Source organism: Caballeronia sp. LZ035, assembly GCF_031451175.1.
In the GTDB taxonomy this organism is placed as follows: domain Bacteria; phylum Pseudomonadota; class Gammaproteobacteria; order Burkholderiales; family Burkholderiaceae; genus Caballeronia.
This window is the reverse complement of the sequence record NZ_JARUXS010000002.1, coordinates 936,051-954,546: the sequence shown is the minus strand read 5'-3', so window position 1 is coordinate 954,546 and position 18,496 is coordinate 936,051. Positions and strand designations below refer to the sequence as shown.

The 18,496-nt window shown below is 64.2% G+C and carries 14 protein-coding genes; 3 read left to right on the top strand and 11 right to left on the bottom strand.

The annotated features are described in order from the left end of the window. Window positions 1–4: 4 nt before the first annotated feature. The 5 genes from QCE88_RS19895 to QCE88_RS19875 all read right to left on the bottom strand — a co-directional run bounded on the left by QCE88_RS19895 (window position 5) and on the right by QCE88_RS19875 (window position 6,028). Window positions 5–997, bottom strand: coding sequence for an ABC transporter substrate-binding protein (locus QCE88_RS19895; RefSeq protein WP_309905269.1), 993 nt, complete (start codon window positions 995–997; stop codon window positions 5–7). A gap of 2 nt (window positions 998–999) precedes the next feature. Continuing rightward, window positions 1,000–2,187: a Gfo/Idh/MocA family oxidoreductase gene (locus QCE88_RS19890; RefSeq protein ID WP_309905267.1), complete on the bottom strand. Its 1,188-nt coding sequence runs from the start codon at window positions 2,185–2,187 to the stop codon at window positions 1,000–1,002. Next, on the bottom strand, window positions 2,187–3,512 hold the full coding sequence (locus QCE88_RS19885; protein ID WP_309905265.1) for a Rieske 2Fe-2S domain-containing protein: 1,326 nt from the start codon (window positions 3,510–3,512) through the stop codon (window positions 2,187–2,189). Before QCE88_RS19885 ends, QCE88_RS19890 begins: the two co-directional genes overlap by 1 nt. A gap of 50 nt (window positions 3,513–3,562) precedes the next feature. After that, complete coding sequence (locus tag QCE88_RS19880; protein WP_309905263.1) at window positions 3,563–4,537, bottom strand: PDR/VanB family oxidoreductase; 975 nt, start codon at window positions 4,535–4,537, stop codon at window positions 3,563–3,565. Window positions 4,538–4,702: 165 nt separating this feature from the next. Then, on the bottom strand, window positions 4,703–6,028 hold the full coding sequence (locus QCE88_RS19875; RefSeq protein ID WP_309906531.1) for an MFS transporter: 1,326 nt from the start codon (window positions 6,026–6,028) through the stop codon (window positions 4,703–4,705). A 257-nt stretch (window positions 6,029–6,285) separates the two neighbouring features. Here QCE88_RS19875 and QCE88_RS19870 point away from each other — a divergent pair, with 257 nt between their 5' ends. Both QCE88_RS19870 and QCE88_RS19865 read left to right on the top strand, forming a co-directional pair. After that, a complete protein-coding gene (locus tag QCE88_RS19870; protein WP_309905261.1) occupies window positions 6,286–6,873 on the top strand; it encodes a MarR family transcriptional regulator in 588 nt (195 codons plus the stop codon). A 75-nt stretch (window positions 6,874–6,948) separates the two neighbouring features. Further along, on the top strand, window positions 6,949–8,127 hold the full coding sequence (locus tag QCE88_RS19865; RefSeq protein ID WP_309905259.1) for an SGNH/GDSL hydrolase family protein: 1,179 nt from the start codon (window positions 6,949–6,951) through the stop codon (window positions 8,125–8,127). A gap of 18 nt (window positions 8,128–8,145) precedes the next feature. On the opposite strand, the gene QCE88_RS19860 is transcribed toward QCE88_RS19865, so the two are convergent. Beyond that, a complete protein-coding gene (locus QCE88_RS19860) occupies window positions 8,146–9,273 on the bottom strand; it encodes a YbdK family carboxylate-amine ligase (protein ID WP_309905257.1) in 1,128 nt (375 codons plus the stop codon). Between the two features lie 96 nt (window positions 9,274–9,369). Further along, the gene (locus QCE88_RS19855; protein WP_309905254.1) at window positions 9,370–10,950 is read right to left on the bottom strand and encodes an ABC transporter substrate-binding protein; all 1,581 of its coding nucleotides are present in this window, start codon (window positions 10,948–10,950) and stop codon (window positions 9,370–9,372) included. Between the two features lie 520 nt (window positions 10,951–11,470). On the opposite strand from QCE88_RS19855, the gene QCE88_RS19850 reads away from it, so the two are divergent. Next, a complete protein-coding gene (locus QCE88_RS19850; protein ID WP_309905253.1) occupies window positions 11,471–13,120 on the top strand; it encodes a rhodanese-like domain-containing protein in 1,650 nt (549 codons plus the stop codon). Between the two features lie 95 nt (window positions 13,121–13,215). On the opposite strand, the gene QCE88_RS19845 is transcribed toward QCE88_RS19850, so the two are convergent. From QCE88_RS19845 to QCE88_RS19830, 4 genes are read right to left on the bottom strand one after another with little or no spacing between them, the layout of a single operon-like run. Further along, a complete protein-coding gene (locus QCE88_RS19845; protein ID WP_309905251.1) occupies window positions 13,216–14,547 on the bottom strand; it encodes an LLM class flavin-dependent oxidoreductase in 1,332 nt (443 codons plus the stop codon). Further along, complete coding sequence (locus QCE88_RS19840) at window positions 14,544–15,752, bottom strand: LLM class flavin-dependent oxidoreductase (protein ID WP_309905248.1); 1,209 nt, start codon at window positions 15,750–15,752, stop codon at window positions 14,544–14,546. The genes QCE88_RS19845 and QCE88_RS19840 overlap by 4 nt, the downstream gene beginning before the upstream one ends. Next, complete coding sequence (locus QCE88_RS19835) at window positions 15,749–17,422, bottom strand: rhodanese-like domain-containing protein (RefSeq protein WP_309905245.1); 1,674 nt, start codon at window positions 17,420–17,422, stop codon at window positions 15,749–15,751. The genes QCE88_RS19840 and QCE88_RS19835 overlap by 4 nt, the downstream gene beginning before the upstream one ends. Window positions 17,423–17,476: 54 nt before the next feature. Continuing rightward, window positions 17,477–18,493, bottom strand: coding sequence for an ABC transporter substrate-binding protein (locus tag QCE88_RS19830; RefSeq protein WP_309905243.1), 1,017 nt, complete (start codon window positions 18,491–18,493; stop codon window positions 17,477–17,479). Window positions 18,494–18,496: the final 3 nt, after the last annotated feature.

The following is an 18,496-nucleotide window of genomic DNA, read 5'->3' as shown; positions in this document are numbered from 1 at the left end:
CCGATCAGATCTTGAAGCTCTCCAGCGTAGCCGGATGGAACAACTCTTCCGGTTGCAGCAGCCGGCACGACAGACCTTCGTCATGATGCCGCTTCAAAAAGCGCGACAACACATGCCGGTTGGGCGCGAACCCATACGACCAGAAATCGTGGCCCATCAAACGACGCGCATTGCTCAACTGTTCCTCGACGAAAGGCAGCGTCACCTTCGTTGCGGACGTGTCGCTCAACTTCGCGAGCGCAAGCGCCTTGCTTTTCTCGAACGCCTTGGCCACCGCGCCCGGCAACCACGGATGCTGCTCGGCGAGCGTGCGCCGCACGCCCAGCAGATGCATCACCGGAAACAGCTTCGTGCGCGTGTACCAGTCGGCGGCGGCTTTCTGCGGATCGTCGTAAAGATACTTCACGTTCGGATGCCCGCTCGTGAAACATGAAGGCGCGCGCGGCCCGATCACCGCATCGATTTCACCGGATGCGAGCATGCCCGTGATGGTCGCATTCGACGGCGCGTTCTCCAGGCGCACATCGGCGGGAAGATTCAGCGTGATCTTTTCTTCACGGCCGGTCTCTTCATAACCGCCGCGCACCCATGTTACGTCCGACGCCTTGACGCCATGATCTTCTTCGAGAAACAGACGCGCCCATACATTGGCGGTCAGCTGATACTCGGGCACGCCGATGCGCTTGCCCTTCAGATCGGCAGGCGTATCGATGCCGCGATCATTGCGCACGTAGATGGACGTATGACGGAACGCGCGCGACGGAAAAACCGGCACGCCGATATACGGACTCGTGCCTGCCGCTGTCTTCACGCTGTAACTGGAGAGCGACAGTTCGCAGATGTCGTAATCCGCGTGACGGAAGGCACGAAAGAAAATCTCTTCCGGGTCTTGCAGCATGAACACCGGATCGACGCCGTCGATCTGCACCTCACCATCCACCAGCGGCCGCATGCGGTCGTAGTTGCCCACCGCGACCGACAGATTCAACTTGCTCATCGTTAAAGTTCCTGTGTTGTAAGCGTCTCGCCGCCGATGAGTACGTCGCGCTGCTCAGCGCTCGACCGCAACATGGCAAGGCAGATTTCGAGCGTGCCGCGCGCCCACACGCCGTCGTGCAGCGGCGCGATATCGCCCTGCACGGCGGCGATCAGTTCGTCGACGACTTCAGCGCGCGGCACCTGCGGCGCATCGAGCGCGATGCGTTCGCAGCGCTCGTCGCCATACACGACGATGGCGTCCGGCAACGGCCGCAGGTCGCCCCGTTCGCACGAGACAATGAGCGGCCCGAAGTGCTGATGCCAGCGCGCATCGGCTTTGGTTGGCAAATAAGCCGCGCCGCCATACGTTCCCGCAGCCTTTAGCCGCGCCTCTTCGTCCCGCGATTGCACACGGGCCAGCTTGCGGCGTGCAGCGCCGTAATCGGCGGCATGCTTCGGCTGCCCCATCTCGCCGATCCATCCGGTCCATTCGTCGGAATCGAAGTGCGCATAGCCGTTGTACGAGAGCGTCGCGAACGCCCCGTTCTCGAACCACAGCGTCGCCGTGTATGCCCCTTCGGTCGGACGCGCGGCGTCCCAGCGTCCCACCGCCGCACGGATGCGCGTGACGCGGCTTCCGGCGAGCAGCCGCACGATATCCACCTGATGCGCCGCCTGACTGAACACCGCGCCGCCGCCCTCTTCCGTTTGCAACTCCTCGGGCCTGCGCGGCCGGTACAGATAGTCCGTGAAGTTGAGCGCCTGGATCATCTTCACATCGCCGTATGCACCCGATGCAAGCAACTCGCGTGTGCGCAGATACGGCGTGTCGAAGCTGTGGCAATGGCCGACGATCAGATGCACATGCGCATCACGACACGCGTCGATCATCGCGTCGCATTCGGCGAGCGAGAGCGCCATCGGCTTCTCGACCAATACGTGTTTGCCATGCCGGGCCGCTACACGCGCATGCGCCGCATGAAACTGATGCGGACTGGCGATGTACAGCGCATCGATGTCCGTCCGTCGCGCGAGTGCTTCGATATCGGCGAAGGCGGGCGCGTCGAAGTCGGCTGTGAACTGCGCACGTGCTGTCTCGCGCGGATCGCATGCCGCGACCAGCCGCACGCGCGGGTCCGCGAGAAAGGTCGGCAGCATCAGCGAGAACGCGCGCCCGAGGCCCACGATGCCAAGCCGCAGCGGCTCCATCAGACCTGCACCTGATAGTTCGTTTCGAGCTCCGGCGCCGCTTCCGCAGCCGGCTCGACCCACACCGGATGCGCGGGGAACTGCTTCCAGTCGGTGTCCTTGGGCACCATCGCCTGGAACGAGCACACGTGGCGCGGAATCGCCTGCTCACCCGTACCGATACCGGCCTCGCCCGCCTGAAATTCCCGCAGCGCGTCGAGCATGCGGCGGCGGAACTCGACCACGGCCACATCGCTGGCGCCGAGCCTTTCTTCGGTGCGATTGGCGATCGGCCCCATCGTCACCCACATCGCAATGTCCTGATTCGGGAAGCCCTTGATGCCGGTGAAGTTGCCGTTCTTCATCGCCTCGCGATCCTGCCAGAAGCGGTTGTCATGATTGCGCAGCGGCCGGTATGTCGCATCCAGATCGACGCCCACCTGCTGCCCGAGAAACTTGCGCCACGTTTCGGTTTCCGGCGTCTTGTCCGGATGCCCCCACGCCATGAAATAGAAGGCCGTAGTGGTGTCGTCGCAGGGCACGTTGATGTTGGCGACGTTGTAGAGGTTGTTCGGCGGAATCAGCGCCGTGGCCGGCGCGACGAACACGGTGGAGCGCACGTAGTCATGCGTGGCGGCGTTCTGGATGGGACGACGCAGCGCGGCATAGCGGAAGCCATAGCTCGTGCGATGCACTTGCAGGCGCGGCGCCTTGTCCGTCGACGGACGCAGCCAGTTCTTCGCCGTGGCTTCCGCGCCGCCGACGCGTGCGGGCACGAAGTCCGACGAATGCAGGCTCGAACTGTGCGCGGAGTCGATCGCGCCTTCGAGTATCTGCGCCCAGTTGCACGGCACGATGACCTTGGCGATGCTCACGCGCGTGTCCTCGGTCGGCGCCCACGCGGGCGGCACGAACGCGGGGATCGCGTCCTGCGGGCCCATGTACGCCCAGATGAAGCCGCCCCACTCCTTCGTTTCATAGGCCTTGTGGCGGACCTTCTTCGTCATGTCGCTGCATGAAGGCTCCGAGACCATTTCGATGACGTTGCCCTTCACGTCCATCTTCCAGCCGTGATAGAGACAGCGCAGGCCGCAGTCCTCGTTGCGCCCGTACACCAGCGACACGCGGCGGTGGGGACAGTATTCGTCCATCACGCCGACGTTGCCGTCGGTATCGCGGAACACGACCAGGTCTTCACCGAACACACGCGCCTTCACTGGCGCGCCGTCCGGCTCGCTCACTTCCTCGATGAGGCAGACCGGCGTCCAGTGACGACGCATCAACTGGCCCATCGGCGCGTCGCCTTCGACGCGGCACAGCAATTCGTTTTCTTCGTGCGTAAGCATTAGCGCTTCTCCTGACCTGCGTATCTGCAATCAATGCAATGGGGATGGGTTCAAAGATCCAGCACGAGTTCTTCACTCCGGGCGCGTGACACGCAGATCATGATCTGGTCGCACTGCTCGTCCTCGCCGAGCACCATGTCGCGATGCTCCGCCACGCCCGCGCACAGCTTCGTGCGGCACGAGCCGCACGTGCCGCTCTCGCATGAACTCGGCGCGCGGATGCCGTTGTCGCGCAGGATCTCGAGAATCGAGCGGTCGGCGGGAATGGCAAAGCTGCGGCCCGTCCGTTCGAGCTTCACGCTGAAAGGCGTGTTCTCCGCGGCGCGCGACTGATCCACGCCGAAGCTTTCGAAATGCACGCTGCCGGTCGGCCAGTGACCCGTCATGTCGCGCACGCCATCCATCAGCGCGCGCGGGCCGCAACAGTAGACGTGTGCCCCGCTGCCCGGTTTTTCGAAAACAGGCCAGAAGTCGAAGGCACGCGCAGGGTCGCCGTGATCGTGATGAATCACCACATGCTGCTGCCATTCTTCACTCGCGAGTTCGTCGAGAAACGCCGTGGTCTCCGCGCTGCGCGACACGTAATACAGCTTGAAGCGCGGGCCGTCCGTGGCCTTGAGATGACGCATCATCGAGAGAATCGGCGTGATGCCGATGCCACCCGCGACAAACACGAAGCTTCGCGCGCGCTCGCTCAGTCCAAATTCGTTGCGCGGTTCCGAGACTTCGATACGCGCGCCTTCCGCCACCTCGTCCGCCATGCTCACGGAGCCGCCGCGACCGGCTGCTTCGCGCTTCACGGCGATCACATAGCGGTCGGCTTCGGCAGGATCGCTGCACAGCGAATAGTTGCGGTTCGCCCCGCTCGGCACCCGCACTGTGAGGTGCGCGCCCGCCGTGAACGGCGTCAATTCGCGCCCGGCCTCGTCGCGCAATTCGAAACGGAAGATGCCCTGCGCCACGCATTCCTTCTTCGTCACCACGAGCGTCCTGAATGACAGTTCGTTGCTCGCCGACTCGTTCATTGCCCCTGCTCCCTTGCTGATCTCCATGCTCTTTATGTTAGATATCTAATCATTATGGGGCAAGCGGGTTTTCCCTGAACGCGCTGTTTTTTCTGTTGCGCCGTTGCAAAAAAAAAACGGCACCTCCAACACGAAGGCGCCGCGCTGCCGAAAAAAAACGGAACGTCAGGTAAGTTTTTCTGCGTGCTCCCGCAGCGTGTTTGCAGGCACGCCGATCAGCACCGCCAGTCCGCCGAGCAACACGATCGCCGCGATGGCCGCGAGCCCGATCGCCAGGCTGCCCGTCATGGTCTTGATCCAGCCGAGCGCGATCGGACCGCAGAACGCCCCGACCTGGCCCAGACAGCTGATCGCGCCGATGCCCGCGGCGGCGCCTTCGTCGGACAGATAGGCCGGTGGAATCGACCAGATGATGGCGGCCGCGCCGAAGTAGGAAATGGAGATCATGCCGAGGCAGATGATCGCCGCCGCCGTGTTGCCGGACAGCACGGGCAACAGGAAGCCGCCCAATGCCCCAATGGCCGTGCAGGCAAAGAAGTGCCAGCGGCGTTCGAGCGTGACATCCGAACTGCGCGCGACCGCGAACATGCCGAGCGCGCCGATGATGTACGGCAAGGCGGACAGGAGACCCACGTTGAGCACGTCGGATACGCCGGCCTGACGGATGATGGTCGGCGTCCAGTAATTCAGGATCGTGCCGCACAGGGGCACCGTGCCCCAGCCCGCCGCGAGGATATACACGCGCGGATCTTTCAACGCGACCAGCAACTGGTGACGCGTGTGTTTTTCCGTTTTTTTCTCGGCACGGTCGGCGGCGAGTGCGTCGAGGATGATCCGCTTTTGTTCGTCGTCGAGCCAGCGCGCGTCCTGCGGACGATCGACGAGGTAGAAGAACGCCACCACGCCCATCAGCAGCGCGGGCAGGCCTTCGAGGAAGAACAGCCATTGCCAGTTACGGAAACCGAGCACATCGACGAAGTTATGCAGGATCCAGCCCGACAGCGGCCCGCCGATGATGCCCGCCGCCGCAATCGCCAGCAGGAAGCGCGACGTGATGCGCGCGCGCCGCGCGCCTGGATACCAGTAGGTCAGGTACAGGATGATGCCGGGCCAGAAACCGGCTTCCGCCGCACCGAGCAGGATGCGCGCGATGTAGAACTGCATCGGCGTGGTCATGAAGGCCATCGCGGTGGAGATGCCGCCCCACAGAATCATGATGCGCGAGATGGTCAGCCGCGCGCCGATCCGCTTGAGCCACAGCGTGCTCGGCACTTCCAGCAGGATGTAGCCGATGAAGAACAGGCTCACGCCGAGGCCATAGGCGGCATCGGACAGACCGAGATCCTGCTTGAGATGCAATTGCGCGAAGCTCACGTTCACGCGGTCCAGGTAGTTCAACACCCAGCAGACGAAGATGAACGACATCAGCCGCCAGGTGACCTTGTGATAAGTCGCCTCGACGCGCGCCGCTGCTGCGTCCGATTCCGACATGAATTGCGTGACTGTGGATTTGGCCACCAAACGTCTCCGTTTCCCGTACTAATGAGGATGATGCGCGAGCCGGCCCGAGTGCCTGGATCACGCATTTATTTTTATTCGATATCTAATCATAATGGTAAGGAGACGGCGCGGTGCGAACAAGTTCGGGTTTGCACGGAGAGCGCCGCGCGCGCGGCTGGACGGCTGCTTGCAGGGACCAGCGGCTATCATGTCGGGAGAAACCCGCTCTCATGAAAGAAGACATCGCCATGACACGAAAGAAGACCGTTGAAGGCGCGCCGCGCGAAACCGTGGAAATGCTGCGCCACTGGCATGAGTCCGTGCCGCACGACCGTCTCGCGCACCTCGTGAAGGACGCCGCGCGCTCGATGGTCCGCGGGTTGCAGATGCGGCTCGCGGAGCACGCGGTATCGTTCGGGCACTGGACCTTCCTGCGCATCCTGTGGGAGACGGACGGGCTCACGCAGCGCGAACTGAGCGAGCAGGCCGGCGTGATGGCGCCCACGACGTTCGCAGCCGTCACGGCAATGGAGAAGCTCGGGCTGGTCGAACGTCAGCAGCGTCCCGAGAACAAGAAGAACACACACGTGTATCTCACGGCCGAGGGCCGCGCGCTCAAGGACAAGCTCGTGCCCCTCGCAGAAGAAGTGAACGACATCAGCGTGACGGGACTGAGCGAGCGCGAGATCAAGGTCGCGCGCAAGGTGCTGTTGACCATCATCGAAAATCTGGCGGATGACGAGTCGGGTTCCACCGATCCGCGAAGGCGTGTGCTGTCCACGCGCGAACTTGGAAAGCTGATCGCCGAGCGCGGCGAGAGTCTGGAAGACGCCTGATTCGCTCGTTCCTTTCGGCATGATCCCGTCCGCATGACGCGGGATGCGCTCGCCCTAACCGCACAATCACACGACATGCACGACTGGATCACCACGCCCATTGATACCTCGCTGCTGCGCGGCGCCATCGAACTCGAAAACACGGCCAATGGCGTGCGACCGCATCGCTTGCCGGCCTGGGCACGCAAGCAATGTCCCGATCCGCAACTGATGCTTGCAGAGGCCAAGCCTTCCGGCGTGCGGCTCGTCTTCGATACCGCCGCGACCGACATCGAACTCGACGTCCTGCCCACGCGCCATGTCCATGCCGGTGCACCGACGCGTCTTTCGGGCCTCCACGATCTCGTCGTCGATGGCCACCTCGCCCAGCAACGTCGCGCGGAAGGCGGCGACACCATAACGGTCAATGCCGCGACGAACACCACCTCCGTGCAATCGGACGGCCCTGTCACGCTCGCGTTCTCCGGCCTTCCCGAGCGCAGCAAGCGCATCGAGATCTGGTTGCCGCACGACGAACTCAGCGTGCTCGCCGCGCTGCGCACGAATGGCCGCATCGAAGCAGTCAGCACGGAGGGCAGGACGATATGGATGCATCATGGCAGTTCGATCAGCCAGGGCTCGAACGGCGACAGCCCCACATCGATCTGGACCGCGCTCGCGGCCCGGCTCGCCGATGTCGAGCTGATGAACCTGGGCTTCAGCGGCAGCGCGCTGCTCGACCCGTTCACGGCGCGCGTCATGCGCGACACGCCGGCTGACTTCATCAGCGTCAAGATGGGCATCAATCTGGTCAACTTCGATCTGATGCGCGTGCGCGCCTTCGGCCCGGCGATGCACGGCTTCATAGATACGATCCGCGACGGTCATCCGCACACGCCGCTGCTGATCGTTTCACCGCTCTACTGTCCGATCCACGAAGCTACGCCCGGTCCAGGCGCATTCGATTTCGGCGCGCTGGCCGAAGGCAGGATAGCGTTTCGCGCAACCGGCAATCCGGACGATGTTCAAACCGGGAAGCTGACCTTGCAGGTGATTCGCGCAGAACTGCGCCGCATGGTCGAGCAGCGTGCCGTCGACGATCCGAACCTGCATTATCTCGACGGCACGTCTCTGTATGGCCCTGAAGCATTCGAAACGCATCCGCTGCCCGACGAGCTGCATCCCGACGGGCCGGCGCATCGCCTGATCGGCGAGCGGTTCGCACGGTTCGCTTTTGCTGACAATGGTCCTTTCTCGCGGCGTGATGCGCGCTGACGGGCACGCGCTACGCCCTTATTCCGGCATCTGCGCCCCACGCCATATCCGGCACTGCTGACGCACGACCTCATGCAGCGAATCATGCGCGCCATACACGCGACGCAACCACGCGGCATCGCTGGCGCCTTGCGTCACGGCGCGCCGGATGTCCGCCAGTCCCTCTTCCGCGCCTAACGCCTGCGCATGAGGCGCGAGGACGTCCAGCGTCGCGAGGATGCGTTCGCGGATCGGCGCGCGCTGTCCGGTCTCGGGATCGACGCAAGCGCCGTCCAGACCGAAGCGGCACGCCATGAAGCGGTTCGTCCGATACACCTCGTAGTCGCGCTCACTGAGACGCAAGGGCTTGTCGATCAGTAGATAACGCGAAAGCGCCTGGATATAAGCGGCAATGCTGGCGGCCCATTCGACGCGCAATGGCGTATCCATGACACGCACTTCCACGGTGCCATAGCCCGGACTCGGGCGAATGTCCCAGTAGAAATCCTTGAGGCTATGAACCAGCCCGGTATTCGTCATGCGCTCGAAGTAGGCTTCGAAGTCGGACCAGTTCGTCATGAACGGCGCCTGGCCCGACAGCGGAAACGGCGCGACCGAGTTCAGCCGTGCGCACTGGAACTGCGTGTCGCTGCCTTGCACGAAGGGCGAAGCAGCGGCCAGCGCGATGAAATGCGGCACATAGCGCGACAGCGAATGCAGCAGCACGAGCGCCGAATCCGCATCGGGACAGCCCACGTGCACGTGCTGGCCGAAGATCGTGAATTGCTGATAAAGCGCACCGTACAGGCCCATCAAATATTCGGAACGCTCGCGACCGTCGGAACGCTGGTCGTACCAGTTCTGGAAAAAGTTGGTGCCGCCGCCGCATACGCCGACGTTCAGGAAATCCGCCGCGCGCACCAGCGTGTCGCGCAGTGTCTGCAACTCGCTGCGCGCCTGATCGAAGTTCCGGCAAACGCCGGTCGACAACTCGATCATGCCTTCGGTCGTTTCGGGATTGATCGCGCCCGCGAAGCGTTCTTCGCGCACCCGGGTCAGAAGCTCGGTGGTGGCCTTCGTCAGGTTGTAGTCGTGTGTGTTGACGACCTGGATTTCGAGTTCGACGCCGATCGTGAACGGATCTGATGACGCAAAGGCTTGCAGCATGGGATGTCCTGTGCGGTCGGGAAGCGCGTGCTTTCATTCTACGCGCGCCGTCTCTACGTCATGGCTATCCGCGACGCACGTCCGTGCCATTCGTGATCAGGTTTGAAGCCATGCATCCGCAAGCGTCGAATAGAACAGCATCGGCCCCTCGCGCAATCCCTTGAGCCGGCTCGAATAGAAGCCGAAGAACTTCAGTTCGAGCAGGTTGATCGAGGGCACGTCGGTCTGCACGAGCAACTGCATCTCGTCGATGAGCGCCTTGCGCTTCGCGACATCGCCTTCTTCCTGAATGCCTTCGATGATCCGGTCCATCTGCGGATTCGCATAACTCGATGCATTGCTCGACGGCACGCCCTGCTTGATGTTCTTGCTCCAGAAACGGCGCGTGACGCCGATCTGCGGATCCGGATAAGCGGAATACCACATCGAGGCGGTGTCGAAATCGCGTTCCGTGTACAGCTTGCGGATCACGCCCGGCAGGTCGAGATTGACCAGCGTCATCTCGACGCCCACGTTGCGCAACTGCTGACGCATCAATTCCGCTGCGCGCAGGTAGACCTGACCATACGCCACCTCGGTCACATGATCGATGCGCAAGCGCACGCCGTCCGCGCCGCGTTTCAGCCCGGCTTCATCGAGCAGGCGCTCGGCTTCCTTCGGATCGAACGCGTGTTGCGGCAATCCCGGCTTGAAGAACTGCTTCTGATAACTCGGTACGCAACTTTGCGCGACATCGGCGAGACCAAACCAGACGATGCGCGCCAGCGCGGCCCGGTCGATGGCATGCGCGAACGCACGTCGCACGCGGATATCGTCGAAGGTCTTGCGGCGGTAGTTGAAGTCGAAGAAGAACATCGGCGCGGGCGCCTGCCAGCCGACGGTATCGAGCACGAGCTTCGGGTTCTTCTGCAAGCGCGCGACATCCACTTCCGGCACCGGGTTGTTCGCTGCGAATGTCAGTTCGCCCGTCTCCAGCGCGACCGCCCGCGCCGCCGCGTCCGGCACCATCTTGAAGATGATCTGCTCCAGATAAGGCTTGTCTTCCTTGCCGGAAGCGCCCTTGTCCCAGTAATCCGGATTGCGCTGCAGGGTCACATGACTGCCGCGCACCCACTCCTTGAACACGAACGCGCCCGTACCGATGGGTTTCACGTTCCATGGATTGGTCAGCGGATCGGTGCCTTCGTACAGATGCTTCGGGACAATCTGCGTTTCAGTGCCGAACAATACGGCCCACAGTACCGGCGAAGGACCGCTGAGCCGGAACACGACAGTATGCGGATCGGGCGTGTCCACGCCGATTACCTTCGCCAGATTCGACGCGCCGCGCGGATGCGTCTTCTTGACCACGTTGAGGATCGAGTACTGGACATCGGCGGAGGTGAACGGCACGCCGTCGTGCCATTTGACATTCTTGCGCAGCCGGAACGTGATGGATTTGCCATCGGGCGCCGTGTCCCACGATTCCGCCAGTTGCGGTTTCGGGCGATAGTCGCTGTCGTAGGTCAGGAGGCCGTCGAAGATGTTCGCCGAGATCACGACAGCCGGACTGGAGATATTGATGCCCGCCACGAGACCGCCCGGCTCGGGCGTCACGTTCGCGAGCAGCGTTCCGCCCCGCACGACGGCGCCGGGCAGCGATGCGGCCAGCGTCTGCGCGGCGTGAGCGGAGGACACGAGGCCGGCTCCGGAGCTTGCCAAAAGCAGTTGCAGCATGCGGCGGCGTGTGATGAGGGGCGAATCCGGATTCATGGGCAGATTGGAAGACAAGGTTGCGCGCGGCGGGACGCCGTGCTTTCGAAGGACCGAAAGCGTAGGCCATGCGCGCCATCACGCGAACCAATCTGATCTGCTATGCAAAGCTCGCGTGCGGGAAACGCGGTTTGCGCGCGTATAAGGTTGTGACGAATGCTTGGTTCGGAAAGCCGTGCGGCGTTTCTAGAATGAGCTCTCCGTGAGATGCGAATGCGAAATGCGAAATGCGAACCGCAAAACCCAAAACCCAAAACGCAAAACGCGAAATGCGAAACGCGAAATACGAAGCGCGGACCGCGAACCGCGAACCGCGAACCGCGAACCGCAAAACATAAAGCACGAGACGCAAAGCGTGATGCGTGAAGCGTGAAGCGCAAACACAAAACACAAAACGCAGAACGCGAGCCGCCCTCCTTCAAACACCGTGACCAACAACCCGCCCATGCCCTTTGCCATCGACGCTATCCGCTTCATCGACGCCGCCACCCTGCGCGCCTGGCTCAACGATGATCGCGAACTCGCACTACTCGACGTCCGCGAGGCCGGACAGTTCGGTGAAGGCCATCCCTTCTTCGCGATCCCGCTGCCGTTCAGCCGCCTCGAACTCGATGCGCCGCGCCTGCTGCCGCGCACCAGCGTGCGCATCGTACTGATCGACGACGGCGCGACGCCCGGCGGCGCGGGCATCGACCATGCGCCGGTCGCGCAGCGAGCCGCCGCGCGTCTGCACGCGCTCGGCTACGGCAATCTCGCGGTGCTGGAGGGCGGCGCGCCGGCCTGGCAGCGCGCAGGCCGAACACTTTTTCGCGGAGTGAACGTACCGTCCAAGACGTTCGGCGAACTCGTCGAACACGCGTACGGCACACCGCATGTCAGTGCGTCGCAACTGTCGCGCTGGCAGGCCGAACGCGGCGGCTGTCCGCTCGCGCTGATCGACGGACGCACCCGCGAAGAGCATCGCAAGATGGCAATTCCGGGTTCGGTATGCGTGCCAAACGGCGAACTGTCCGCCTGGGTCGACGCCTTCGCGGGACCGCCGGACACCACCATCGTCGTGCATTGCGCGGGGCGCACGCGCAGCATCATCGGGGCGCAGACGCTGCGCAATCTCGGCGTGCGCCGCGACGTGTTCGCGCTGGAAAACGGCACGCAGGGCTGGGCGCTCGCGGGCCTGGCGCTCGAACACGACAGCACACGCAGTCATGCCGATCTGCCGCCGTTGAGCGCAGCCGAACGCGATACCGCGCGTGAACGCGCCCGGGTGCTGGCGGAACGCTTCGGTGTAGGCGCGGTGGATGCCGGCACGGCGCGGCAATGGCTCGGCGACCCTGCCCGCACCACATATCTTTTCGATGTCCGCACCGCCGAAGAGTATCGGCGCGATGGCCTGCCGTCGGCCCGGCACGCGCCCGGCGGCCAGTTGATCCAGGCAACGGACCAGAGCGTGGCCGTGCGGCATGCACGCATCCTGCTGGTGGATCACGACGGCATCCGTGCACCGGTGGTGGCGCATTGGCTGGTGCAACTGGGCTATGAGACGGCCATCGTGGAGGCTGAAGCGCTGGCGTCGGCGGCATTGCAGGTGCGTGCCCAGGCCAAGGCATCATCCGCACTGGACGAAGACACTCCGGTCGATCCAGCCGCCCTCGTGCTCGATCTGCGCGCCAGCGAAGCGCATCAGATTTCGCGGCCGGCCGGGAGCATCTGGACGAACCGCGCGCGCGTCTTCGGCGCACTGCGGTCCGGCAACGTGCATCGCGATGCGCCGCTGGTCATATTCGCCGATGCCCGCTCACGCGACGCCGCGCGTCTCGTCGTGCAGGATCTTCGCGATGCGGGCCATGCACGGGTCACGCTTGCAGCACACGGGATCAACGGATGGTCGAGCGCGGGCTGGCCCGTGGATGACACGCCGCTCCGTCTCGCGCCTGAAGACCGCATCGACTTCCTGTTCTTCGTGCATGATCGCCACGAAGGCAATCTCGATGCCGCGCGCGCCTATCTCGAATGGGAAACCGGCTTGATCGCGCAATGCGCGGAAGACGAGCTCGCGGTGTTTCGCGTGGGAGAGGCGGCGGTCAGCGGGGGCTAGACTCGAGACCCAAGCGCAACGGTAAGCTGATCCGGAACTGAGCATGCCGTTGCTCCCGCATTAGCCCCCAGGATGATCGCGGCGCGAGCCGCGCCTCACGCCGCATCCGCCCCACGCTCATACTGACTGACCGGACGCGGCAAGCCCAGATGCTCACGCAAGGTCGTGCCTTCATACTCGCGTCGAAAGATGCCCTTGCGCTGCAACAGCGGCACGACATGATCCACGAACGCCGCCAGACCAGACGGGAACACATCCGCGTTCAGATTGAAACCGTCCGCGCCGCGTTCATGAAACCAGCGCGCGATGTCGTCGGCGATCTGCTCCGGCGTGCCGACGATCATCCGGTGCGCGCCCGGATTGCGATCGAGCAGGTCGCGCACCGTGAGACCTTCGCTGCGCGCCAGCGCGACCGTCGAATCGATGAAACCGCGCGGCAGGTCCGAGCGCGACACCTTCGCGATCAACTCATAAGGCAGCGGCGCATCGATCCGCAGATCGTCCGGTGCAAGTCCCAATGCGCCCGCAAGCCGCGCAACCTCACGCTCCGTATCCAGCAGCGCATCCAGTTCGGCCTTGCGTTGCCGCGCTTCGGCTTCAGTACCGCCAATCACCGGATACAACCCCGGCAACAACAGGAAATGATCCGGATTGCGTCCATGGCGCCGCACGCGCTCCTTCATCTCCGTATAGAAAGCCTGCGCGGTGGGCAGCGTGGTCTGCGCGGTGAACACGGCATCGGCGAAACGGGCAGCAAGCGCCCGCCCGCCTTCCGACGATCCCGCCTGCACCAGCACCGGCCTTCCCTGCGGACTGCGCGGCACCGTCAGCGGCCCGCGCACTGCAAAGTAAGCGCCGTGATGCCCGATCGCATGCACGCGTGCGGGATCCGTGTAACGCCCGGTGTGCTGATCGGCGACGAAGGCATCGTCTTCCCAGCTGTCCCACAGCTTCGTGACCACCTCCACGAACTCCTGCGCACGCGCATAGCGCTCTTCGGTGGAGAGCGGCACGTCGTGACTGAAGTTCGCCGCAGCCGACGCGTCGTACGTCGTCACGGCATTGAACGCCACGCGTCCGCCGCTGACGTGATCGACGGATGCGAAACGCCGTGCGAGATTGAACGGATCGTTGAACGTAGTCGATGCCGTGCCGATCAGCCCGATATGCGTCGTCGCGCCCGCGAGCGCCGTCAGCAGCACGGTCGGCTCCAGCGCCTGCGACGGCCCTTCCGCGTGATTGCGCAGCGCCAGCAGGTCGGACAGGAAGATGGCATCCAGCTTGCCGCGCTCGGCGGTCCGCGCGATCTCCTTGTAGAAGTTCAGATCGACGATTGCGCGCGGATTCGCAAGCGTGCGCCATCCCGCCGGATGACGTCCGACGCCCGTGACATTGGTGTTCAGGTGAAGCTGACGTGGCTGGCTCATGACGTTGCCTGAAGTGAAGAACGAAGCGGCGCTGCGGGCACGCGCAAGCCCGCTTCCACGAGCAGCGGCAGCACGGCTTCGCCAAAATATCGAAGGTCCGGCTCGAAGTCGAAGAAGGTGAGCTGAACACCATCGCAGCCCGCGTGCTTCAACGCGATCAGTTGCTCCACGATCTGTTCCGGCGAGCCGATCAGATGCAGGTTTCCGCCGAGCACGCGCTGCTCGCGCTTGTGCTTCGCCCAGGCCTTCGCGTCGCTGCGGCCATGCATGCCGATGAAACCATCGAGCGCGCCTTCATCCGGATGCGCGACGATGGCATCGTGATACGCGCGGGCTTCGCGTTCGGTCGGCCGGCAGACGATGGTCGGGTTGATCAGCGTGCGCACACGCCGTCCCACACGCGCCGCGCCTTCGCGAATCTTCGCGGTACGCGCGGGCAGCGCGCCGATCGCATCCTTGAAGTCTGCGCCGGCCGGACTCGTGATGAAGATCAGGTCCGAATGCCGCACGGCGTAGTCGATGCCCGCCGCCGAACCCGTTGCGTTCACCAGCACCGGCCGATGAAAACGCGGACGCGGACTGACGAAGGCATCGTCGAGTTGCCAGTGCGGCGTGCGAATGGTGAGGTTCGCGTCGTTGCGCCACAGCGTGTCCAGCACGCCGACGAACTCCGCCGCGCGCACATAGCGTTCGTCATGCTCGATCATCGGCTGGCCGAACATCGCCCATTCGCTCGCGACGTGACCGGTCACGAGATTGATGCCCCAGCGCCCGTTCGAGATGTGGTCGAGCGTCGCGCCGAACTTCGCCAGATGCAGCGGATGCCACGGACCATAGAGCGCGTGCACCGTCGAGATGAGCAGGATGCGCTCGGTAATGGCGGCGAGCGCGCTGGTCGCGATGAACGCATCGAGTGATTGCTCGCGATACTTCAGCGCGCCGCCATGCCCGTTCTTGCCTAGCCACTGCGCGAGGCCGAACACGAGATCGAAGCCGAGCGCCTCGGCCTGCTTCGTCAGGCGCGCGTTGTAGTCGAAGCGCCAGTCGGTGCCGCGCGGCAGCGTCGAGATGGACCAGCCGCCGTTCTGGATCGGCAGGAACAGACCGAGCATCAGCGGCTGTGCGAAGGCGGCCGCGAGCGGACTGCCGGGAATGTCGGCGGGGCTCGTGGCGCCGTCGAAGGCGGGCAGGACGGTCGCGCTCATGCGGCCCGGGCCGGGTTCGTCTTCAGTTCGTCCAGCCGTGCATGACTGCGCTTCGCGGTGGCCGTGCCGAAATCGAGCACGTCGATGGACGCAATGGCGTCGCGCTCCAGTTGCTCGACCAGTTGCAGTTCCCATGCGAGATACGCGTTCATCTGCTCGGCAACACGTTCCGGCGCAGCGTGATACGGGCTGTACCAGGCGTCGTCGTCGCCGGTGAGATTGCCTGTGTCCCCGGATGCCTGCGGCAGGCCGAGCGCAAGCCAGCGTCGCGTGCCGCCTGCGAGCGCAGCCACATTCGCACGATGTTCGGTCAGTTCGGCCGCGACCAGTGCCGCAAGCGTGCCGTCCTCCGAGGTCAGTACTAGTTCTTTACCCACCGGGATATCCGCGAGCCTGGCCTGTAGTTCACTCGCCGCAATGAAACGCGCGCCCTCGATATGCGCACGCCGGAACCCGAGACTGCTGTCGATATCGATGACCTGCGCCGTGCCCTGCTCCAGCGCATCCGCCAGCCGGTCCGCCTCGATCCAGCGCGTGCGCGCGCCATGCGGCCGCACGTTCAGCGGCTCGGGACCGGCCGCGTAGCGATCATGAATCAGCGCGGCGCTGGCCGTGTCGTCGAGGACGCGGACATCGAGATAGCCGAGCTGCTTGAGCCACGACGCGGTCATGCGTGCACGCACGCCGTCGTCGTCGCGCAGCACCACGCGTGCATGCAATGTACCGATGTACTCGTCCGTCGCCTGCACCAGTTGCCCGCCCGGCGCCGAACGCCAGCCCGCCGGATGCCCGGCTTCATATTCCAGCGGATCGCGCACGTCGAAACGATACAGCGTGCGCGTGCCGCTCTCCTGCTCCAGCACGGCGAGCGCGGCACCGTCGATGACCGGCACGTCGGCCTTGCGTGCCGCCGCGGCAGCAAGCTCGCGTGCGGCTGCGAGCGTCACGCCTTCGGGGCGCGGCGCCGTGCGCACTTCGCCATGTTGCAGTTCAAGACCTTCAAGCAGCCACGCCATCGAGCCGCCTGTGAGCGCCGCAACCGGATTCGGCACGCCCGCGTTGATGAGCGATTGCGCGCCGAGAATGCTGCGCGTGCGGCCTGCGCAGTTCACCACGATCAGCGTGTCCGGCGAAGGCACCGCCGCCAGCGCGCGATAGACCAGTTCCGCGCCCGCACAGTCGATGCCGCCCGGAATGTTCATCGTGTGATATTCGCCGAAGGGACGCGAATCCAGCACGACGAGATCGTCGCCGGCATCCTGGCGCGCCTTGAGTGTGGCGGCGTCGATGTTGGGCGTATGCAGGCGGTGTTCGATCAGTTCCCCGAACGCCTTGCCCGGCACGTTGGTGCCGCTGAACACTTCGAAGCCCGCCTGCTCCCAGCCGTCGATGCCGCCCGCCAGCACCGCGACGTCCGTATAGCCCCAGCGCGCGAGCAACGCGGCGGCGCGGGGCGCATGCTCGCCGTGGCTGTCGACGAGCACGACCGGCGTGCCCCGGCGCGGCACGAGCCGCTCGATCAGCTGGCCGAGCCGTCCCACCGGCGCGACCGACGAATAGAACAACCGCCTGCGGGCGGACACGCCTTCCTCGCGGACGTCGAGCACGGCGAGTTCGGAACGTTGAGCAACGAGCGTGCGCAATTGCGCGGGAGACACGGAGCGGGACATGAGCGCTGGATCCTTGGTCATGAATATCAATGAAGGTTGGCCGGGCACGGCGCGTCAGCGCGTCGCCACGGCCTGCGCGTCGAACACCGGATTGAACTCGATGTCGACCTTGATGGGATGCTTGATGTCGCCCGACTTATGAAGCGTGTCGGCGATCTTCTGCTCGCGTGCGACCAATGCGTTATCGAGCGGATAGAACACGGAACGGCCGTTCTCCGCCGAGAACTTCGCACGCGCCGGGGTCTGCTTCATCTTCTCCAGATAGATCTTCTCGACCGCCGGCACGTTCTGCGCCCACCAGGTCCACGAGTTCTTCAGACGGCCCAGGAAGTCGCCGAGTGCGCGGCTCTTCGCAGGATCGCGCAGCACGTCGGTGCGTGCGGCGAACACCGAAAGCGCGGGAATATCCAGTTCGTCGCTCCTGATGATGACGCGCGCCTCGCCCTTGTCCACGGCTTCCTTCACCGGCGCATAGCCGCCCGAATACACCGCGACCTGTCCGGCATTGAAGGCCGAAGCCGACACGTTGCCGTCGCCGAACTTCACGCCTTCGAAGTCCTTCGGCTTCAAATCAGCCTTGATATACGAAAGCACGTATTGCAGATAGTTGAAGCCGCCGAAGTTATAGCCCCAGGTCTTGCCGCGCAGGTCCGCAACCGTCTTTACATTGGCGTTGTTGCGCACCACCGTGACGATCGGCGGATAGCTGCTGTCCGGATTGCGCCATCCCGCGATGATCTGCAACGGCGCGGTATCCGCAGTCCAAGGCGTGCGCGCGTTGCCTTGCTCGATGATGAGCGAGGTATCGCCCATCAGGCCCACGTCGAGGCTCTTCGAATACAGCGCGGACAACTGCGCGGCGGGACCGGTGAGCACGGCCCACTTGACCTTGTAGGGCGCGCCGTCGAGCACGTGTGACTGCTCGACGATCAGCGGCCACGCCGCGTCCTGTGTGCCGATGGTGATCGTGAGCGGTTCATCGGCGAACGCGGAAGACGCGCCCGCAAGCAGGCTCGTGAAGAGGACAGCGGCAAGACGGGTTCTGATGCGCATGGTGCTTGAAGAGGACATGAG